The following is a 20,559-nucleotide window of genomic DNA, read 5'->3' as shown; positions in this document are numbered from 1 at the left end:
CCCGGTCCGGGTTCGCGGCCGGGTGGCGGGGCGGTCCGGCCGTCGGGCTCTCCGCCCGCGCCGAGTTCTGCGTGCGCGGCGCCTCGAGCAGTCGGGCGCGGGCTCCGGACGCCCGTCGACCGGACCACCCCGCCACCCTCCGGCCTCACCACCGTGGCCGGTCACCTCCGCCCGCGCTGCGGGTGCGCCGCGGGACCCCGCGCACCCGACGGCCAGGCGCTGCTCCGGCCCCGGGGGGCGATGTGGGGGAGGGGAGAGGTGCGAGGTGACAGGACGGTGGCGGGTGCGGAGGCCGGCGTCCGGAGCCCGCCCCGCGCGGACAGGTGCGACGGTGCACCGAGCAGCGGGCGGAGAGCCGGCCGCAGCACCCGCCACCGGCCCCGCCGAGGCGACCACCGCACCGCGAGAACGCGACGCGAACGCCGACGGGGCCGCCCCCGTGAGGGAGCGGCCCCGTCCGGAGCGGAACGTCAGTCCTGCTCGGCGATCTCCGCCTTCGCCGTCAGCACCGGTGCCTGCTCGCCCTCGGCGACCGGCACCTCCTGCCAGGTGATCGAGGCCGCGCGGCTGGCGGCCAGCACGTCCGCCTCGGCGCGGGCGGCGTCGGCGGTCACGTCCGCCGGCCCGAACACGGTGGCGGCGGTCAGCGGGGTCTTCTGGGAGACCTTCGCCTCGCTCTTGACCTTGCGCAGCGCGGACAGGGCCTGCCCGGCGGCGCCCAGCACGCCCAGCGCAGCGGTGTCCGCGGCGGCGGGGCCGAGCTCGTCGACGACGGGCCAGGACGCGGTGTGCACCGAGCCGTCCTGCCACCAGGACCACACCTCCTCCGCGGCGAACGGCAGGAAGGGGGCGAACAGCCGCAGCAGGGTGCGCAGCGCGATGGCGGCGGTGGCGCGGGCGGAGGCCTGCGCCTGCTCGCCGCGGGCGCCGTAGGCGCGGTCCTTGACCAGTTCGACCCAGTCGTCGCAGAAGGTCCAGAAGAACCGCTCGGTGACGTCCAGGGCGGTGGCGTGGTCGTAGCGCTCGAACGCGTCGGTGGCGCTGCGCACCACCTTCGCCAGGTGCACCAGGACGCTGACGTCGAGCGGTTCGGTGACCGCGGCCGGGTCGGCGGCGGTGCCGCGCTCGACACCCAGGCCGAGGACGAACTTGGAGGCGTTGAGCAGCTTCATCGCCAGCCGGCGGCCGACCTTCATCTGACCGGTGTCGAAGGTGGCGTCGGTGCCCAAGCGCGAGGACGCCGCCCAGTAGCGCACCGCGTCCGAGCCGTGCTCCTCCAGCAGCCCCAGCGGGGTGACGACGTTGCCCTTGGACTTGGACATCTTCTTGCGGTCCGGGTCGAGGATCCAGCCCGACAGCGCGGCCTTCGACCACGGCAGGCCGCCGGTCTCCAGGTGCGAGCGCACCACGGTGGAGAACAGCCAGGTGCGGATGATGTCCTGCCCCTGCGGGCGCAGGTCCATGGGGAAGACGCGCCCGTACAGGTCGGGGTCGCGCTCCCAGCCGCCGGCGATCTGCGGGGTCAGCGAGGACGTCGCCCAGGTGTCCATGACGTCGGGGTCCGCGGTGAAACCGCCGGGCACGCCGCGCTGGGACTCGGAGTAGCCGGGCGGGGTCTCCGAGGCGGGGTCCACCGGCAGCGCGGACTCCTCGGGCAGGACGGGGGAGTCGTAGCGGGGGGAACCGTCCTCGTCGAGGGGGTACCAGACGGGGAACGGCACGCCGAAGAACCGCTGGCGGGAGATCAGCCAGTCGCCGTTCAGGCCGGAGACCCAGTGGTCGTAGCGGTGCTTCATGTGCTCCGGGTACCAGGTCAGCTGCGCGCCGCGCTCGAGCAGCTGTTCGCGCAGCTCCGCGTCGCGGCCGCCGTTGCGCAGGTACCACTGGCGGGTGGTGACGATCTCGAGGGGGCGGTCGCCCTTCTCGTAGAACTTCACCGGGTGCACGATCTTCTTCGGCTCACCGACCATCGCGCCGGACTCGCGCAGCGCGGCGACGACCTTCTCCTGGGCGGTGTGCACGGTGGCGCCGCCGATCTCGGCCCACAGCTCCTCGCCGGGACCGCCGGCGATCCACTCCGGCGTCTCGCGCACCAGCCGGCCGTCCCAGCCGATGACGGCGCGGGTGGGCAGCTGCAGCTCGCGCCACCACGTCACGTCGGTGGTGTCGCCGAAGGTGCAGATCATCGCGATGCCCGAGCCCTTGTCCGGCTCGGCCAGGCGGTGCGCCACCACGGGCACCTCGACGCCGAACAGCGGCGAGCGCACGGTGGTGCCGAACAGCGGCTGGTAGCGCTCGTCGTCGGGGTGGGCCACGAGGGCGACGACGGCGGGGATGAGGACGGGCCGGGTGGTCTCGATGAACACCGGCTCACCGCCGTCGGTGCGCTCGAACGCGACGCGGTGGTAGGCGCCCTCGCGCTCGCGGTCCTCCAGCTCCGCCTGCGCCACGGCGGTGCGGAAGGTCGTGTCCCACAGGGTGGGGGCCTCGGCGGCGTACGCCTCGCCGCGGGCGAGGTTGCGCAGGAACGCGCGCTGGGCGGCGGCGCGGGAGGCCGCGGAGATCGTGGAGTAGGTGTGCGACCAGTCCACCGACAGGCCCAGGCGCCGCCACAGCGACTCGAAGACCTGCTCGTCCTCGGCCGTCAGCCGCTCGCACAGCTCCACGAAGTTGCGCCGGGAGACCTGCACGAAGTCGCGGTCGTTCTTCGGCGCCTTCTCCGGCGGGGTGAAGGACGCCTCGTACGGCAGCGAGGGGTCGCAGCGCACGCCGTAGTAGTTCTGCACGCGCCGCTCGGTGGGCAGGCCGTTGTCGTCCCAGCCCATCGGGTAGAAGACCGACTTGCCGCGCATGCGCTGGAAGCGGGCCACCACGTCGGTGTGGGTGTAGCTGAAGACGTGGCCGACGTGCAGGGAGCCGGACACCGTGGGTGGGGGGGTGTCGATGGAGTACACGCCGGCGCGCTCGGCGGTGCGGTCGAAGGCGTAGGTGCCGCTCTCCTGCCACACCGGCGCCCAGCGCTCCTCCAGGCCGTCGACGGTGGGGCGGTCGGGGACCGAGACGCCGGCGGCGGTGCCGTCCGGGCGGTGCTGGGGTGCGGGCGCGGTGCTGGCGTCGGACATGCCCCCATCATCCCGCAGGGGCGAGGGGTGAAGTCAGCGCCCCGGCAGGCCGATGCACCACGGTGCTCTCCCGCGTCCGCCGGTTCCCGCTGTGGGTCGGGTACCTGCTGCTCGCCGGGGCGCTGGCGGCGCTGTGCCTGTGCCTGGGGGGTACCGCCCACGACGCGGTCTTCTCCCTCGTCAGCGCCTCCAGCGCGGTCGCGATCGCCGTCGGCGCGCGGGTGCACCGCCCGGTGCACCCGCGCGCGTGGTGGTGCATGGCGGCCGGCATGGGCTGCTGGGCGGTGGGCGACGTGCTGTACACCGTCGTCTACGACGTCCTGGGGTCGCAGGCGTACCCGGCGCCGCCCGACGTCGCGTACCTGCTGGCCTACCCCCTGCTGGGGTTCTCCCTGCTGTCCCTGGCCCGGCGGGCCCGTCCCGGCCAGGACCTCGAGGGGGTGATCGACGCGACGATCCTGTCGGTGGGGGCGGGGCTGCTGTCCTGGACGTTCCTGCTGCGGCCCGCGCTGGCGAGCGTGCACGACGACGTGCTCGGCGGGGTGGTCTCCGCCGCGTACCCGCTGGCGGACGTGTTCCTGCTGGCGATGCTCGTGCGCCTGATGTCGGCCGCGGGTGCCCGCTCGCCCGGCTTCCGCCTCCTGGCGGCCGCCGCCCTCGTCGTGCTCGCCGCGGACGCGGCCTACCAGGCGGCCTACGCCGCGGTCGGCTACGACGGCACCGCCTTCGACCCCCTCTGGCTGCTGTCGTACGTGCTCTGGGGAGCGGCGGCGCTGCACCCGTCGATGCGCCGGCTCTCCGACCCCTCCCCGGCCGAGCGCGACGACCTGGGCGCGCCGCGGCTGGCGCTGCTGGCCGCGGCGAGCCTGCTGGCCCCGGGGACCCTCGCCGTGCAGCTGCTGACGGGCGCGCCGCTGTCGGCGTGGTCCGTGGTGGTCTCCTCCACCGTGCTGTTCCTGCTGGTCGTGGCGCGGATGTGGACGCTGCTGCGCCGGGTGCGCCAGCAGGCCGGGCAGCTCGCCGAGCTGGCCCGCACCGACCCGCTGACCGGCCTGCTGAACCGGCGCAGCGCCGCCGCCGAGACGGAGCGGCTGCGCGCCCGCGCGCGGGCGGCCGGCACCCCGCTGGTGCTCGCCGTGCTGGACCTGGACCGCTTCAAGCGGTTCAACGACACCTTCGGGCACCCGGCCGGGGACCGGCTGCTGACCGGCGCCGCGCACGCCTGGAGCGCACGGCTGTCCGGCACGGGGGTCGTGCTGGCCCGCTGGGGCGGGGAGGAGTTCGTCGTCGTCGCCGAGGGCCTGGGCCCGCGCCGCGCCGAGCAGCTCCTCGCCGAGCTGCGCGACCTGGTGCCGCGGGGTCAGTCCTTCTCGGCCGGCCTGGCCGTGTGGGACGGGGCCGAGGACGTCGAGGCGCTCGTGGCGCGCGCCGACGCGGCGCTGTACGGGGCCAAGGCCGCCGGGCGCGGCTGCACCCGCACCGCGCCGGCGGCCGAGCTGCTCAGCACGGGTGGAAGCGGCGGCCGGTGACCCGCTCGGAGGCGCCCACCCGGTCCAGGTAGGGAGTGATCCCGCCGGTGTGCAGGGGGTGCCCGGTGCCCAGCACCAGGCACACGTCGACGTCCTCGGGACCGGCCACGACGCCTTCGTCGAGGACGCGGCGGACCTCGTCGGCCAGCGCGTCCTGCACCCGGCGCAGCAGCTCGGGCCCGCTCACCGGTGCGTCCCCCTGCACGAGCACGCGCTCGGCGGCCCCGGTGGCCTCCACCGGCCCCTTCGCGGTGACCAGGGCCGGCGAGCCGGCCTCGACCCAGCGGCGCAGGTTCTCCGAGACGCGGTAGCGGTCGGGGAACGCGGCGGCCAGCGTCTCGTGCACGTGCAGCATGACGGCGGGACCGACGAACGAGGCGAGCCGGAACGGCGTCATGGGCAGCCCCAGCTCGTCCAGGGCGTGCTCGGCCTCCAGCAGCGGCGTGCCGGCGTCCACGGCGCGCACCACCTCGTCGAACACGCGGGTGGAGATCCGGTTGACGACGAACGCGGGGGCGTCGCGCACCAGCACGCACGTCTTCTTCAGCTTCGCCCCGACCGCGAACGCGGTGGCCAGCGTCGCGTCGTCGGTGTGCTCGGTGCGCACCACCTCCACCAGCGGCAGCACCGCGACGGGGTTGAAGAAGTGGAACCCGACGAACCGCTGCGGGTGCTCCAGCACCGAGGCCATCTCCGTGACCGACAGGGAACTGGTGTTGGTGGCGATGACGGCGTCCTCGCGCAGCAGGGGTTCCAGCTCGCGCAGCACGGCGTGCTTGACGGCCATCTCCTCGAACACCGCCTCGATCACGAGGTCGCAGCCGGCGAGGGCGGACTTGTCCACCGAGCCGGACACGGACGCCTTCAGCCGGTTCGCGACGTCCGGGGTGACGCGCCCCTTGGCGAGCAGGTCGTCCACGCCGGAGCGCACGGCCTCGACCCCCCCGGCGACGCGGGCCTCGTCGACGTCGGTGAGCACCACGGGCACCTGCAGCCGGTGCAGGAGCAGCAGCGCGATCTGGCTCGCCATCAGCCCGGCGCCCACGACGCCCGCGGAGGTGACCTTCCGCGCCAGGTCCTGCGGCGGCGCCCCGGTGGGCTTCCTGCCGCAGCGCTGCACGAGGTCGAACGCGTACAGCCCGGCGCGCAGCTGCGGGGAGACGACGAGGTCGCCGATCGCGGCGTCCTCGGCGGCGAAGTGCTCCTCGCGGGTGCCCGTGCGCGCGGCGGCGACGAGGTCGAGCGCCCGGTAGGGGGCGGGCGCGGCGCCGCGCACGCGGGCGTCGGCCACGGCGCGACCGCGGGCGACGGCCGCCTCCCACGCGGCGGCCTCCTCGGCGTCGGGCAGCGGGACCCGCCGCGGCACCTGCACCCGGCCGGCGAGGACGGCGGCCGTCCAGCGCAGCGACTGCAGCAGGAAGTCGGCGGGTTCGGCGGCCAGGTCCGCGATGCCGAGCTCCACGGCCTCGGGGCCGGTGATCGTGCGGTTGTTCGCCAGGGCGTTCTCCACGGCGATGCGCACGGCGACGTCGGGACCGGCCAGGTGCGGCAGCAGCCAGGTGCCGCCCCAGCCGGGCACCAGGCCCAGGTGGGTCTCGGGCAGGCCCAGGCCGCGCGCGGTGGTGGCGACGGTGCGGTACGTGGCGTGCAGCGCGGTCTCCAGCCCACCGCCCAGGGCCAGGCCGTTGACGTACGCGAAGGTCGGCACGCCGAGGGTGCCGAGCCGGCCGAGGACGTCGTGGCCGAGGCGCCCGGTGGCGAGCCCGGTCTCGCGGTCGGGGGTGGCGGCCATGGCCTTCAGGTCCGCCCCGGCGCAGAACACCCCCTGCACGCCGGTGATCCCCACGGCGACGACCTCGCCGGCGGCGGCCAGGCGCTGCGCCTCCTCCAGCGCCTCGCGCAACCGCCCCAGCGTCTCGGCGCCCAGCACGAACGGCTTGCGCGGCTCGCCCGGGTCCAGGGTGAGCAGGGCGAGGCGGCCGGAACCGGGCGGCCCGGCGCTCTCCCCGGGCGCGCCGGGCAGGTCGAGGGTGCGGACGTGCACGGGCATCAGCGGGCCTCCCCGGCGCTCGCGGTGGTGGGTTCGTACGCGGCGTGGTGCGGGTTCTCCCAGATCACCGTGCCGCCCTGCCCGAGCCCGACGCACATCGCGGTCAGGCCGTAGCGGACCTCGGGGTGCTCGGCGAACTGCCGGGCCAGCTGGGTCATCAGCCGCACGCCGGAGGCCGCCAGCGGGTGGCCGATGGCGATGGCGCCGCCGTAGGGGTTGACGCGCTCGTCGTCGTCGGCGATGCCGAAGTGGTCCAGGAAGGACAGGACCTGCACGGCGAACGCCTCGTTCAGCTCGAACAGGCCGACGTCGTCGATCGTCAGGCCCGCGCGGGCCAGCGCCTTCTCGGTGGAGGGGATCGGGCCCAGGCCCATGACCTCCGGTTCCACGCCGGCGTAGGCGAAGCCGACCAGGCGCATGCGGACCTCCAGGCCGAGCTCGGCGGCGGTGCCCTCCTCGGCGACCAGGCAGGCGGTGGCCCCGTCGGTCAGCGGGGAGGCGTTGCCGGCGGTGACGCGCCCGTGCGGGCGGAAGGGGGTGCGCAGGCCCGCCAGGCCCTCCACGGTCGTCCCGGGGCGGGCGAGCTCGTCGGTGGTGGCCAGGCCCCAACCCTGCTCGGAGCTGGCCACGGCGACCGGGACGAGGTCGGCGCCGACCTTCCCGTCGGCCACCGCCCGCGCGAACTTCCGCTGGCTGGCGGCGGCGTACTCGTCGGCGCGCTGCTTCGTCAGGGCGGGGAACCGGTCGTGCAGCGCCTCGGCGGTCTTGCCCATGTCCAGGGCGTCGGGGGAGACGATGCGCTCGGTGAGGAAGCGCGGGTTGGGGTCCATCCCCTGCCCCAGGGGGTGGTGACCCATGTGCTCCACGCCGCCGGCCAGCGCCACGTCCAGGGCGCCCACCGCGATGGAGGCGGCCGTGGTGGTGACGGCCGTCATGGCGCCGGCGCACCAGCGGTCGACCGCGTAGCCGGGGGTCGTCACCGGCAGCCCCGCCAGCAGGGCGGCGCTGCGGCCGAGGACGAGCCCCTGGTCGCCGCTCTGGGTGGCGGCGGCGATGGCGACCTCCTCCACGCGCTCGGGCGGCAGGGAGGGGTTGCGCCGCAGCAGTTCGCGCAGGCAGGCGACCACGAGGTCGTCGGCGCGGGTCTGCGCGTGCAGGCCGTCGGGGCGGGCCTTGCCGAACGGCGTGCGCACGCCGTCGGCGAACACGACGCTGCGCGCCGCGGGGGTGGAGCGGGCCACGGGACCTCCTCGTTCGGTGGCGGTGGGCCGCGGCGGCGCGGCCCGCGGCCACAGTACGCCCGGCACCCGGGTACCCGGTACCGGTGGTGACAGGTACTGCCGCTGCGCGCCGCCCGCCGGAAGCCGCCTCACCCGTGCGGGCGCCCGGGTCACCCGCTCGGACGCTCGACCACCCCCGCGCTGTCGGCTGGAGGGGTGACGTCCTGTCAGAACGCTGGGTGAGGGCTGGGCGGGGGCTCACTGTGTGTACATCGAGTTCAAACCCGGTGTCACCCGGATGGCGTACTCGCTCACTCTTCGCAACTAATCCTTACTTCAGGAGGCGCGCATGTCCTGGCTGGTGGAAACCCTCGGGGGTGAGTCGTGGCAGGAGGTGGCACCGCTCGGCATCGCCGGCGTCGTCGTGTGGGGCCTGTGGCTCTACCGCGTCATCGGTTCGCGCATGGCCAAGCCCATCGTCAACGACCACCGCACCACCACGTCCGTGGTGGTGCCCTCCTTCCGCGAGGACCCCCGGATCCTCGCCGACTGCGCCCGCAACTGGCTCTCCCACGACCCCGACGAGCTGATCATCGTCGTGGACGTCGACGACGTCGAGTGCCACAGGCTGCTCGCCGAGATCGACGACGAACGGCTCAACGTCATCGTCTACCGGCACGAGGGCAAGCGTTCCGCGCTGGGCGTCGGCATCCGCGCCGCCCGCCACGAGCTCGTCGTGCTCTCCGACTCCGACACGATGTGGACCGACGGCCTGCTGCGCAACGTGCAGATGCCGTTCGCCGACCCGATGGTCGGAGCCGTCAGCACCCAGCAGAACGTCCACCAGCGCACCAGCAGCGTGTGGCGCCGCATCGCCGACTGGATGGTCAACCTGCGCTACTACGACTACGCCCCCGCCATGGGCCGCAAGGGCGCGGTGATCTGCGTGTCCGGGCGCACCGCCGTCTACCGCCGCTCCGTCGTCGTCCCGCTGCTGCCGAACCTGGAGCACGAGTTCTTCCTCGGCCGGCGCTGCATCGCCGGCGACGACGGCCGGCTCACCTGGCTCGTCCTGGCCGCCGGTTACAAGACGGTCCACCAGTCCTCCGCCAAGGCCATCTCGATGTTCCCCGACAGCTTCCGCGCCTTCGTCAAGCAGCGTGTGCGCTGGAGCCGAAACTCGGCCCGCACCTACCTGACGGCCCTGTGGAAGGGCTGGCTGTGGCAGGTCCCGTTCGTCTCCAAGGTGACCGTCCTGCAGATCCTGCTGACGCCCGTCACCATGGCGCTGACGCTGGGCTACCTGATCTTCAGCCGGCTGGAACTCACCCCCGCCGGGATCCTGCTCGCCGTCGGCTGGCTGCTGCTCGGCCGGGGCATCCGCTCCTACTCGCACCTGCGCCGCCACCCGGAGGAGATCCTGCTGCTGCCCCTGTACGCGCTCGTCGTCATCTTCGTGGCCCTGCCCGTCAAGGCCTACGCCATCGCCACCATGAACAAGCAGGGCTGGCTGACCCGCTCGGCGGACAGCACCGGCGGCGAGGGGCAGTCGGCCGCCACCCTGACCGAGCCGATCGGTGCGCCCGTGGACGCCGTCGCGCCCGCCCCCGCCCCAGCCGCCGCCGCAGCCACCGCCCTGCCCGTCCCCGCGAAGGGGGCCTGACGTGCCCAGGACCACCCGACGCATCGTCGCCGGCGCCCTCGCCACCGGCACCGCCGTGCTGCTGGCCGGCGCCGCCCCCGCGGCCGCGGCCGACGAACCCGCCCCGCTGCCGCGCACCCTCACCTTCACCGGCGACGAGGCCGAGCGGCTCTCCGCCCTCGTCGCCGCCGAGGACCGCCGTGCCACCGAGATCCGCACCGTGACGGCGCTCGCCCGCTGGCAGGGCGACGACTGGAAGACCCCGTACCGGATGAGCACCGGCGAGGGCTTCACCCTCGTGCTCACCCCCCGCTCGGAGCCCTACACGATCACCGACCTGCTGCAGCTGGCGCCGCAGACGTTCGTGCAGATGTCCGACGGTTCCTTCCTGCTCAGCGAGCACGTCGCCGTGGTCCCCGGTGCCACCCTGCGCCTGGAGCGGCCCGGTGGGCTCACCCTGCGGCTGGCCAGCAGCGCACGCGGTTTCGCCTCCATCGTCGGTCTCGGCGGCGACGTCCAGCTCGACGGCGAGGAGAGTGCTCCCGTGGTGGTCGAGAGCTGGGACGTGGACGCCGGAGAGCCCGACACCGACCAGACCGACGGTCGCGCCTACGTGCGGTGCATCGGCGGCAGCTTCTCCTCCGAGCACGCTCGGCTGTCCGACCTCGGCTTCTGGAGCGGGCGCACCGGCGGCCTGTCGCTGACCGGTACCGACCGCCCCAACACGGGGGCGATCGAGCGCACCGGCTCCGGTGGTGACGTCCAGGCCGACTCGGTGCTCAACGGGCTGACGATGCAGCCCGCCGGCCCGCTGCAGCCCGGGCAGACCAACCCCAACCTGGGCTACACCGTGCCGGCGTACGACTACGTCTCCTTCGACATCTCCCACACGACGATCCAGGGCAACGCCTACGGGTTGTTCGTGACCAGCGCCAACGGCATCCGGGTCTCCGACAGCACCGTCACCGGCAGTTCCATCGACGGCATCGTGCTGCACCGCAACGTGCGCAACGGCATCGTCGAGACGACGACCGCCACCGGCAACGCCGGTGACGGCATCAGCCTGGACCGGGCCACCAGCGCGGTGAACGTCAACGGTGTCACCGCCAGCGGCAACGAGGGCAACGGCATCAGCGTCAACGGCCGGCCGCTCGCCGAGGGGCCCAGCGCGACCGGGGCCTCGACGAGCCCCTACGGCAGGAACTCCGTCACCGGCAGCACCTTCGACGGCAACGGCCACTACGGCATCGAGGTGCTGGGCGGGTTCGACATCGGGATCCAGAACAACCGGTTGTCCGGCAACGACATGGGCATCGTCGTGCAGGGCCCCGCCCAACGGGTCTCGGTGACCGGCAACGACGTGTCGCGCTCCGTGCGGCACGGCATCGCCTTCACCGACGGTGTCACCGACGCCACGGCGACGGGCAACGTCGTGGACGGTGCGGCGACCGGCGTGTACGTGCGCGCCTCCACCGCACGGATCCGCGGGAACACCGTCCAGGGGGCCACCGGCCACGGCGTCTCCCTGGTGGGCGACGTCGAGGGCAGCGAGGTCTCCCTGAACGTGCTCGCCGGCGCCGGTGCGAGCGCGCTGGACACCACGCGCTCCACGGGGACCTTCACCGAGCGCGACAACGCGCTCGACGGCTGGGACGACACCAGCCCGTGGTGGTTCTGGTTCAAGAAGCTGCTGCAGCCCATGACGGCCCTGTGGGTGATCATCCTGGTGCTCATCGGTGCCTCCGCGGTCCGCGGCCGAGGGCGGGACCGGGCGGTCGCCCACCCGTACGCCCACCAGATGGCGCACCAGGGGCACCTCCCGGTCCCGGCGCCGCCCAGCGCGCCGCAGCGGGTCATCGACCTGCGCGACGGCCGGCCGAGCACCCGGAGCGGCGCGTGAGCCGGCGCCGGGGCGGCCCGGGCACGGGCGGGCTGACCTTCCGGCAGGGCCTGGTGGCGGGCGGCGCCTCGATGCTCGTGCTGGTGCTGCTCGTGCTCGGCCTCACCGGGAACCGGTCCGGTTCCGAACCCGCGGTCCCGGCGGGCGCGGTCCGCACCGCCGGCCCGGCGGCGCCGGCCACCGCCGCGCCGCAGCCGAGCGATCCCGCGGCCGCTGCCGGCACGTCACCGGCCGGGCAGCAGGACGACGAGGACGGCGACGAGGAGGAACAGGTGGACCAGCAGGACGCGGCCGGCGGCTCGGGGGTGGGTTCCGCGGCTCCCGTCAGCGGTGCGCCGCGCGCCGACCGCCTGCCGTCCTCCGACCGGGTCTCCTGCCCGGTGGCGACCCGCACGGTCGCGACCGCCGCGGAACTGACCGCGGCCCTGGCCGCAGCAGCACCCGGCGACGTGATCGAGCTCGCCGACGGCACGTACAGCGGCGCGTTCACCGCCACGACGTCCGGGAACGCAGGCGCCCCCATCTGGCTGTGCGGCGGCCGCGAGGCCGTCCTGGACGCCGGTGGTCCCAAGGAGGGCTACGGCTTCCACCTCGCCGGTGCGCAGCACTGGCGCCTCGTCGGGTTCACCGTCCGCAACGCCCAGAAGGGCGTGGTCGCCGACGGGACCAGCGGTTCGGTGCTGCAGGACCTGCTCGTGGAGGACATCGGCGACGAGGCGATCCACCTGCGTTCCGGCAGTACCGGCAACGCCGTCCTGGACTGCACCGTCAGCCGCACCGGCCTGCGCAAGGAGAAGTTCGGCGAGGGCGTCTACGTCGGTTCCGCCGAGAGCAACTGGGACCAGTACGGCGAGGGCGGCGGCCCCGACCGCAGCGACTACAACCTCGTCGCCCGCAACGACATCTCCGGCACCACCTCCGAGTCCGTCGACATCAAGGAGGGCACCACCGGCGGGGCCCTCGTCGGCAACACCTTCGACGGCACGGGGATGTCCGCCGCCGACTCGTGGGTGGACGTCAAGGGCAACGACTGGCTGATCCGCGGGAACACCGGGCGCAACACCCCCGGCGACGGGATCCAGACCCACCGGATCCTCGACGGCTGGGGGACCGGCAACGTCTTCGACGCCAACGTCCTGGACGTGGCTGCGCCGGGGGTCGCCATCTCCATCCACAAACCCAAGGTGACCGACAACCGGATCCCGTGCACCAACCGCGACTCCAGCGGCCGGCCCGTCACCACGTCACCCGCCTGCTCGGGCTGACACCCGCAGCACCCCGTCCACCGCGATCGACAGGAGCGCACCATGTCCGCCACACCCTCGAGCACCACCCCCTCGGCCGCCACCGGCGCGGCCGCCCCGCGCCTCACCGTCATCGGCACCGGTTACCTCGGCGCCACCCACGCCATCTGCATGGCCGTCCTCGGCTTCGAGGTCGTCGGCGTCGACGTCGACCCCGCGAAGGTCGAGCGCCTGGCCGCCGGCGAGGTCCCCTTCTTCGAGCCCGGCCTGCCCGAGATGCTGCGCAAGGCCCTGGACAGCGGCCGGCTGAGCTTCACCACCGACTTCGCGCGGGCCGCCGAGTTCGGCGACGTGCACTTCGTCTGCGTCGGCACCCCGCAGCAGCGCGGCAGCGACGCCGCCGACCTCACCCACGTCCGCTCGGCGGTCACCGAGCTGGCGCGGCACCTGCACCGCAAGGCGCTGGTGGTCGGCAAGTCCACCGTCCCGGTCGGCACCGCCGCGGAACTGACCCGGCTCGTCCAGGAGGTCGCACCGGCCGGTGCCGAGGTCGAGCTGGCCTGGAACCCGGAGTTCCTGCGCGAGGGGTTCGCCGTCGAGGACACCACCAACCCCGACCGCCTGGTGTTCGGCGTCTCCTCCGCGTGGGCCGAGCAGCAGCTGCGCGCCGCGTTCGCGCCGGTCGTGGAGGAGCACGGAACGCCCGTGCTCGTCGTGGACCTGCCCACCGCCGAGCTGGTCAAGGTGGCCGCCAACTCCTTCCTCGCCACCAAGATCTCCTACATCAACGCCATGGCCGAGGTCTGCGAGCGCACCGGGGCGGACGTCGCGGCGCTCGCGCAGGCCCTCTCGCACGACTCGCGCATCGGTGGGCGCTTCCTCAAGCCGGGCCTGGGCTTCGGCGGCGGCTGCCTGCCCAAGGACATCCGCGCCTTCAAGCACCGCGCCGAGGAGCTCGGCGTCGGGCAGGCGGTCGCCTTCCTCGCTGAGGTCGACGCCATCAACAAGCGCCGCCGCGAGCGCACCGTCGACCTGGTCCGCGAGGTCGCCGGCGGCGACCTGCGCGGGGTGCGCGTGGCCGCCTGGGGCGCCGCGTTCAAGCCGGACAGCGACGACATCCGCGACGCCCCCGCCCTGGACGTGGCGGTCCTGCTGCAGGAGGCCGGGGCGGACGTGACGGTCCACGACCCCGAGGCGATGGGCAACGCCCGCCGCTCGTACCCGCAGCTGAGCTACGCGGAGTCCGCCCTCGACGCGGCCCGCGACGCCGACGTGGTGGTCCTGCTCACCGAGTGGCGGCAGTTCCGCGCCGTGGACCCCGAGGTCCTGGGCGCGACGGTGGCCCACCGCCGCGTGGTGGACGCCCGCCACGCCCTGGACCGCGACGCCTGGCGCGCCGCGGGCTGGGACTACCGCGCGCTCGGCCGGCCGTGAGGCGCCCCGTCGCCGTCGCCGGTGCGGCGGCGGCCCTGCTGGTGGCGCTGACGGGTTGCTCCCTGGGCACCGCGGACGCGGTGCCGGGGGCGGTCCGCGTCCCCACCGGTCCGGCGGTGACACCGCTGCCCATCCCCGAGGTCGAGCCGTCCGGGAGCGCGGCCGCCGTGACGGACCCCTTCCGGCGGGCCGCCGACGGGACCGCCCTGCCGGTGCTGGAGCGGACGCCGGGCGCGGTCTTCGCGGACGTGACGCAGGCCGACCTGTGCGGTCCGCGGTACTCGGCGGGCGTGCGCGGTGAGCGGGCCAGCGACGCCGAGGAGGCGGCCGCCGCCTACGGCGTCGAGGACTCCTCCCCGTACACGACGGACCACCTGGTGCCGATCTCGCTCGGTGGCAGCAACGAGGTGTCCAACCTGTGGCCGCAGCCGAAGGAGGGCGCGTTCGCCGCGGCGGCCAAGGACACCCTCGAGGCCCACCTGCGCGGCCTGGTCTGCCAGGGCGCGGTGCCGCTGGAGACGGCGCGCCAGGCGCTGGTGCAGGACTGGCGCGCCGCGTACGACACGTACACGGCGAGGCCCCTGGCCACGCCGAGCCCGACCGCGGCACCCACCGGGGGAGACGGCGGCGTCGTCAGCGGCGGGGTCTGCGCCACGGACGGGGAGGTGGTGCGCTCCCCGGAGAAGCAGGTGCGCCTCACCTGCCGCCCCGACGCCGAGGGCGTGCTGCGCTGGCAGCGTCGCGCCTGACGGGTGGCGCCCGCGCACGGACCGGCCGGGGAGGCCCCCGGCCGGTCCGCGGCGTTACCATGTCCCCACAGGCGTCGACCCGGCCATCACCGGTGAGCCTCCGGAAGAACGGGTGCCGGCCACGCCGGCGGGCGCCCCACTAGACCCGGACGGGTCCGGCCCGTGACAGCCGGACGACGAGCGGTCGTCGTCGCGCCTCCCGCCCGGGGAGGGGTGCCGACGGCAAGCGGGGTGGTACCGCGGCACCGCCGGCCCCGGCGGGAGTCGTCCCCGCGGCAGCAGCGACGTCGTCGAGGAGCGCACGTGCCCGAGGTCACGGACCAGGCAGCGGACCAGACCACCCAGGCGGACGAGCAGGGCGGCGGTGCCGCCGAGCAGGGCGGTTCCACCCCCCGCTTCCCGGACATCGAGCGAGCCGTCCTGGAGTCCTGGGCGGCCGACGGCACCTTCGCCGCCAGCGTGGAGGCGCGGCGCGGCTCGGCCGCGGGGGAGTTCGTCTTCTACGACGGCCCGCCGTTCGCCAACGGCCTGCCGCACTACGGCCACCTGCTCACCGGGTACGTCAAGGACGTCGTCCCGCGCTACAAGACGATGCGCGGGTACCGGGTGGAGCGCCGCTTCGGGTGGGACACCCACGGCCTGCCCGCCGAGGTGGAGGCCGAGCGCCAGCTCGGCATCACCCACAAGTCCGAGATCGAGACCATGGGCATCGCGACGTTCAACGACGCCTGCCGCACCTCCGTGCTGCGCTACACGCGCGAGTGGGAGGAGTACGTCACCCGGCAGGCGCGCTGGGTGGACTTCGAGCACGACTACAAGACCCTCGACACCGACTACATGGAGTCGGTGATGTGGGCGTTCAAGACCCTGCACGAGAAGGGCCTGGTCTACGAGGGCTTCCGCGTGCTGGCGTACTGCTGGCGCTGCGAGACGCCGCTGTCGAACTCCGAGACCCGCCTGGACGACGTCTACCGCAACCGCCAGGACCCGGCCGTCACCGTCGGGTACCCGCTGCTGGGCTCGGACGCGCACCCGGAGCTGGCCGGCGTGCTCGCCCTGATCTGGACCACCACGCCGTGGACGCTGCCCAGCAATCTGGCGATGGCCGTGAACCCGGAGCTGGACTACGTCGTCGTCGACGGCGCGCCCGGCACCGAGCACGACGGCCGGCGCTTCCTGCTCGCCGAGGCGCGCCTGGGCCACTACGCCCGCGAGCTCGGCGAGGACGTCGCCGGGCGGGTCAGCGCCCGCTACCGCGGCGAGGACCTGCTGGGGGAGCGCTACCGCCCGCCGTTCGGGTACTTCGAGGGCCGCGAGAACGCCCACCAGGTGCTGCCCGCCGACTACGTCACCACCGACTCCGGCACCGGCGTCGTGCACATCGCCCCCGCCTTCGGCGAGGAGGACAAGGCCGTCACCGACGCCGCCGGCATCACGCCCGTGGTGCCGGTGGACGCCCGCGGCCGGTTCACCGCCGAGGTGCCCGACTTCGCCGGTGAGCACGTCTTCGACGCGAACAAGGCGATCGCGCGCGCCCTGAAGGACGGTGTGCCCAGCGGGGCGCTGCTGCTGCGCCAGGAGACCTACGACCACCCGTACCCGCACTGCTGGCGCTGCGGCAACGCGCTGATCTACCGCGCCGTCTCCAGCTGGTTCGTGGCCGTCACGAAGATCCGCGACCGGATGGTCGAGCTGAACCAGGAGATCACCTGGGTGCCCGAGCACGTCAAGGAGGGGTCCTTCGGCAAGTGGCTGGCCGGTGCCCGCGACTGGTCCATCAGCCGCAACCGCTACTGGGGCAGCCCCATCCCCGTCTGGGTCTCCGACGACCCCGCGTACCCGCGCACCGACGTGTACGGCTCGCTGGAGGAGCTGGAGCGCGACTTCGGCGTGCGCCCGGCCGACCTGCACCGCCCGCACGTGGACGAGCTGACCCGCCCCAACCCCGACGACCCCACGGGGAAGTCCACCATGCGCCGGGTGCCGGAGGTCCTGGACTGCTGGTTCGAGTCCGGGTCCATGCCCTTCGCCCAGGTGCACTACCCGTTCGAGAACACCGAGTGGTTCGAGAGCCACTACCCGGGCGACTTCATCGTGGAGTACATCGGGCAGACCCGCGGCTGGTTCTACACCCTGCACGTGCTGGCCACCGCCCTGTTCGACCGCCCCGCGTTCCGCACCTGCGTCTCGCACGGCATCCTGCTGGGCGACGACGGGCGCAAGATGAGCAAGTCGCTGCGCAACTACCCGGACGTCTCCGAGGTCCTGGACCGCGACGGTGCCGACGCCATGCGCTGGTTCCTCATGAGCTCGCCGGTGCTGCGCGGCGGCAACCTCGTCGTCACCGAGCAGGGCATCCGCGACTCGGTGCGCCAGGTGCTGCTGCCGCTGTGGAACACCTTCCAGTTCTTCCAGCTCTACTCCGGCACCTCCAGCCACACGCCGCGCTGGCGCACCGGCTCGACGGACGTCCTCGACCGCTACGTGCTCGCCAAGCTGCACGACACCGTCGTGGCCGTCACCGCCGAGCTGGACGAGTACGACATCGCCGGCGCCTGCGAGAGCGTGCGGCAGTTCCTGGACGTCCTGACGAACTGGTACGTGCGCCGCTCCCGCACCGCGTTCTGGGACGGCGAGTCCGAGCGCGCCCGCGACGCCCTGGACACCCTGCACACCGTGCTGGAGACCACCACCCGGCTGCTCGCCCCGCTGCTGCCCCTGGTCAGCGAGCACGTGTGGCGGGACCTCACCGGCGGGCGCTCGGTGCACCTGACCGACTGGCCCGACCCGCTGGACCTGCCCGCCGACCCCGCGCTCGTGGCCGCGATGGACGCCGCCCGCTCGGCGTGCTCGTCGGCGCTGGCGCTGCGCAAGGCCAACGGCCTGCGGGTGCGGCTGCCGCTGCAGCGCCTGGAGGTCCTCGTCCCCGACCCGGCGGCGCTGGAACCCTTCGCGCAGCTCGTCGCCCAGGAGGTCAACGTCCGCGAGGTCGTCCTCGGGCACGTCGACCGGGCCGTCGAGCACGGCGTGGTCGCCAAGCTGACCGTCAACGCGCGCGCCGCCGGGCCCCGGCTGGGCAAGAACGTCCAGCAGGCCATCAAGGCGTCGAAGTCCGGGGACTGGGAGGAACGCCCCGACGGCACCGTCATCGCCGGGGGCGTCGAGCTGCACCAGGGCGAGTACGAGCTGACCACCACCGTCGAGGGCGGGGACCCCGGCCTGGCCACCGCCGCCCTGGACGCCGGCGGGTTCGTCGTCCTGGCCACCGCGGTCACGCCCGAGCTGGCCGCCGAGGGCATGGCCCGCGACGTCGTCCGCCTCGTGCAGCAGGCCCGCCGCGACGCCGGCCTGCACGTGTCCGACCGCATCCGCCTCACCGTGGCCGCCGACGGCCCCGTGTGGGAGGCCCTGGTCACCCACCAGAACCTCGTCGTCGACGAGACCCTCGCCCAGCAGTTCGGTTCCTCCGGGCAGGCCGACGTGCTGCCCCTGGAGCGGGCCACGCTCGTGGGCTCGGTGGAGGGCCACGAGGTCCGCGTCGCCGTCGAGAAGCTGGAGGAGCGGTGAACCACGAACCCGGCGGGGAGCGCGGGCGCGAGCGCGGCGAGGAGCACGCCCACCTCGAACCCGGCGTCCTCGAGGACGACGTCGCCTTCGGCGGCGACGCGATGCGCCGCGGGCGGGTCCCGCAGGACCACCGGCCACCGGCCACCGGCGCCGAGCGCCGCCGCCGCGAGCAGCGCCACGCCTCCGGCGCGGACGACGACCCCCGCTACGCCGAGGTCGTCGCCTCGATCCTGGAGCGCAACCCCGAGAACCGGATCCACCCCACCCTGGACCGGGTCCGCGAGGCGTGCCGCCTGCTGGGCGACCCGCAGCGGGCGTACCGGGTCGTCCACGTCGCCGGCACCAACGGCAAGACGTCGACGGCGCGCATGGTGGAGCGGCTGGTGCGCGAGCACGACCTGCGCACCGGCCGCTTCACCAGCCCGCACCTGTCGGAGGTCACCGAGCGCATCGCGATCGACGGCGAGCCGATCAGCCGCCCGGCGTTCGTGCGCGCCTACGACGACGTCGAACCCGTCGTGACGATCCTCGACGCCCGCGCCCAGGAGGCGGGCGAGCCGCGGCTGAGCTTCTTCGAGGTCCTCACCCTCATGGCGTTCGCCGCGTTCGCCGACGCCCCCGTCGACGTCGCGGTGATCGAGACCGGTCTGGGCGGCACGTGGGACACCACGAACGTCGTGACCCCCGACGTCACCGTCGTCACCCCCGTGGCGATGGACCACGAGGCGTGGCTGGGCTCCACGCTCGAGGAGATCGCCGCCCAGAAGGCCGGCATCGTCAAGCACGGCGCCACCTTCGTCATGGGCCGGCAGGAGGAGGAGGCCGCGGCGGTGCTGCTGGCCCGCGCCGCCGCCGAGCGCGTCAGCGTGACCCGGGCCGGCGCCGACTTCGGCGTGGAGTCCCGCTCGCTGGCCGTGGGCGGGCAGCTCGTCTCGCTGCGCACCCGCGGAGGCACCTACACCGACGTCCTGCTGCCCCTGCACGGCGCGCACCAGGCCGACAACGCGGCCACCGCCCTCAGCGCCGCCGAAGCGCTGCTGGCCCTGCCGGGGGACGCCCTGCCGCCGGGCCTGGTGGAGACCGCCTTCGCCGACGTCTCCTCCCCGGGCCGGCTGGAGCTGCTGCGCACCTCCCCGGCGATCCTCGTGGACTCCGCCCACAACCCCGCCGGGGCGCGGGCGCTGGCCGAGGCCGTCGCCGAGGCGTTCACCCTCACCCGCCTGGTGGGGGTGCTCGCCGTCGCCGGCGACAAGGACGTCGACGGCCTGCTGACCGCCCTCGAACCCGTCCTGGCCGAGGTCGTCGTCACCCGCTCCTCCTCGCCGCGCTCGCTGGAGCCCTCCGAGCTGGGCGAGATCGCCGAGGACGTCTTCGGCGAGGACCGCGTGCACGTCGTCGAACGCCTGGACGCCGCCCTGACCACGGCCGTGGACCTGGCCGAGTCCGAGGGCGGCCCCGGCGCCGGCGTCCTCGTCGCCGGCTCGGTGGTGCTCGCCGGCGACGCCCGGCTCCTGCTGGGCAGGGGCGGTGCGGTGTGAGGAACCCCAAGCGGGTGCTCGCCGCCAGCACCCTCGTCGCCGAGGCGCTCGTCGTCTTCTTCGCCACCCTGGCCGCCACCGCCCTGCACCGCGAGGAGCAGACCAGCTACCTCGTCGCCGGCGGCGTGGTCGCCCTGCTCTGCGTGCTGTGCGCGGGGATGCTGCGCTCGCGCGCCGGTTACGCCCTCGGCTGGGTCCTGCAGGCGGTCATCGTCGCCTCCGGGTTCGTGGTTCCCGAGGCGTTCCGCTGGACGATGGTCGGCATCGGCGTGGCCTTCGCCGGCATCTGGTGGGGGTGCCTGCACGTCGGCACCCGCGTCGAGCGCGAGCGCGACCTCGTCGCCCGCGGCCTCGCGGAGAGGCCCCCCGAGGGTTCCTGAACCGTGCGCGGGACCCGCTTCCCCGGGTGCGGGGCCGTTGGTCGCCGAGGTGCGGGGCCGTGGTCGCGGGGGTGCGGGCGTCGGCGGGTGCTGCGGCCGGCTCTCCGCCCGCTGCCGGGTGCACCGCCTCGCCGGGGTGGGCCGGGCGGGCTCCGGACGCCGGCCTCCGCACCCGCCGCCTCCC

12 protein-coding genes are annotated in these 20,559 nt (G+C 74.5%); 9 read left to right on the top strand and 3 right to left on the bottom strand.

The genetic code is table 11. The features are described 5' to 3' along the window. Positions 1-470: 470 nt before the first annotated feature. Positions 471-3,122, bottom strand: a complete 2,652-nt coding sequence (valS, locus tag ACRYM0_RS13465) for a valine--tRNA ligase (RefSeq protein ID WP_432505849.1) — start codon at positions 3,120-3,122, stop codon at positions 471-473. Positions 3,123-3,184: 62 nt separating this feature from the next. Between valS and ACRYM0_RS13460 the strand changes: the two genes are divergently transcribed. After that, positions 3,185-4,651, top strand: coding sequence for a GGDEF domain-containing protein (locus ACRYM0_RS13460; protein WP_432505847.1), 1,467 nt, complete (start codon positions 3,185-3,187; stop codon positions 4,649-4,651). Here ACRYM0_RS13460 and ACRYM0_RS13455 read toward each other — a convergent pair. Together ACRYM0_RS13455 and ACRYM0_RS13450 are read right to left on the bottom strand one after the other, a co-directional pair. After that, entirely contained in the window at positions 4,623-6,701 is a 2,079-nt protein-coding gene (locus tag ACRYM0_RS13455; RefSeq protein ID WP_432505845.1) for a 3-hydroxyacyl-CoA dehydrogenase NAD-binding domain-containing protein, read from the bottom strand. The two genes, ACRYM0_RS13460 and ACRYM0_RS13455, sit on opposite strands and share 29 nt — an antisense overlap. Next, a complete protein-coding gene (locus tag ACRYM0_RS13450) occupies positions 6,701-7,942 on the bottom strand; it encodes a thiolase family protein (RefSeq protein WP_432505843.1) in 1,242 nt (413 codons plus the stop codon). The genes ACRYM0_RS13455 and ACRYM0_RS13450 overlap by 1 nt, the downstream gene beginning before the upstream one ends. A gap of 328 nt (positions 7,943-8,270) precedes the next feature. Between ACRYM0_RS13450 and ACRYM0_RS13445 the strand changes: the two genes are divergently transcribed. From ACRYM0_RS13445 to ACRYM0_RS13410, 8 genes are all read left to right on the top strand, one after another. After that, a complete protein-coding gene (locus tag ACRYM0_RS13445; RefSeq protein WP_432505841.1) occupies positions 8,271-9,584 on the top strand; it encodes a glycosyltransferase in 1,314 nt (437 codons plus the stop codon). A 1-nt stretch (position 9,585) separates the two neighbouring features. Beyond that, positions 9,586-11,463 carry a right-handed parallel beta-helix repeat-containing protein gene (locus ACRYM0_RS13440; RefSeq protein ID WP_432505839.1) on the top strand — a complete coding sequence of 626 codons (1,878 nt, stop codon included), beginning with the start codon at positions 9,586-9,588 and terminating at the stop codon, positions 11,461-11,463. After that, entirely contained in the window at positions 11,460-12,728 is a 1,269-nt protein-coding gene (locus ACRYM0_RS13435) for a right-handed parallel beta-helix repeat-containing protein (RefSeq protein ID WP_432505837.1), read from the top strand. The genes ACRYM0_RS13440 and ACRYM0_RS13435 overlap by 4 nt, the downstream gene beginning before the upstream one ends. Positions 12,729-12,770: 42 nt before the next feature. Then, entirely contained in the window at positions 12,771-14,141 is a 1,371-nt protein-coding gene (locus ACRYM0_RS13430; protein ID WP_432505835.1) for a UDP-glucose dehydrogenase family protein, read from the top strand. Then, a complete protein-coding gene (locus ACRYM0_RS13425; protein ID WP_432505833.1) occupies positions 14,138-14,890 on the top strand; it encodes a hypothetical protein in 753 nt (250 codons plus the stop codon). Before ACRYM0_RS13430 ends, ACRYM0_RS13425 begins: the two co-directional genes overlap by 4 nt. Before the next feature lie 303 nt (positions 14,891-15,193). Further along, positions 15,194-18,457 (top strand): isoleucine--tRNA ligase, encoded by a 3,264-nt coding sequence (ileS, locus tag ACRYM0_RS13420; RefSeq protein ID WP_432505832.1) that lies wholly within the window; start codon positions 15,194-15,196, stop codon positions 18,455-18,457. 101 nt (positions 18,458-18,558) lie between these two features. Then, positions 18,559-19,995 carry a bifunctional folylpolyglutamate synthase/dihydrofolate synthase gene (locus tag ACRYM0_RS13415; protein ID WP_432505861.1) on the top strand — a complete coding sequence of 479 codons (1,437 nt, stop codon included), beginning with the start codon at positions 18,559-18,561 and terminating at the stop codon, positions 19,993-19,995. Next, positions 19,992-20,375 (top strand): DUF4233 domain-containing protein, encoded by a 384-nt coding sequence (locus ACRYM0_RS13410; protein WP_432505830.1) that lies wholly within the window; start codon positions 19,992-19,994, stop codon positions 20,373-20,375. Before ACRYM0_RS13415 ends, ACRYM0_RS13410 begins: the two co-directional genes overlap by 4 nt. Positions 20,376-20,559 lie beyond the last annotated feature (184 nt).

It is taken from the genome of Kineococcus arenarius subsp. arenarius (genome assembly GCF_050871845.1).
Lineage (GTDB): Bacteria > Actinomycetota > Actinomycetes > Actinomycetales > Kineococcaceae > Kineococcus.
This window is presented reverse-complemented; position numbering and strand designations above follow the sequence as displayed.

What these genes read in the sequence shown, in the direction of transcription:
- valS (WP_432505849.1), bottom strand. Translation starts at nt 3,122, where the DNA reads ATGTCCGACGCCAGCACCGCGCCCGCACCCCAGCACCGCCCGGACGGC.
- ACRYM0_RS13455 (WP_432505845.1), bottom strand. Translation starts at nt 6,701, where the DNA reads ATGCCCGTGCACGTCCGCACCCTCGACCTGCCCGGCGCGCCCGGGGAG.
- ACRYM0_RS13445 (WP_432505841.1), top strand. Translation starts at nt 8,271, where the DNA reads ATGTCCTGGCTGGTGGAAACCCTCGGGGGTGAGTCGTGGCAGGAGGTG.
- ACRYM0_RS13430 (WP_432505835.1), top strand. Translation starts at nt 12,771, where the DNA reads ATGTCCGCCACACCCTCGAGCACCACCCCCTCGGCCGCCACCGGCGCG.
- ACRYM0_RS13415 (WP_432505861.1), top strand. Translation starts at nt 18,559, where the DNA reads ATGCGCCGCGGGCGGGTCCCGCAGGACCACCGGCCACCGGCCACCGGC.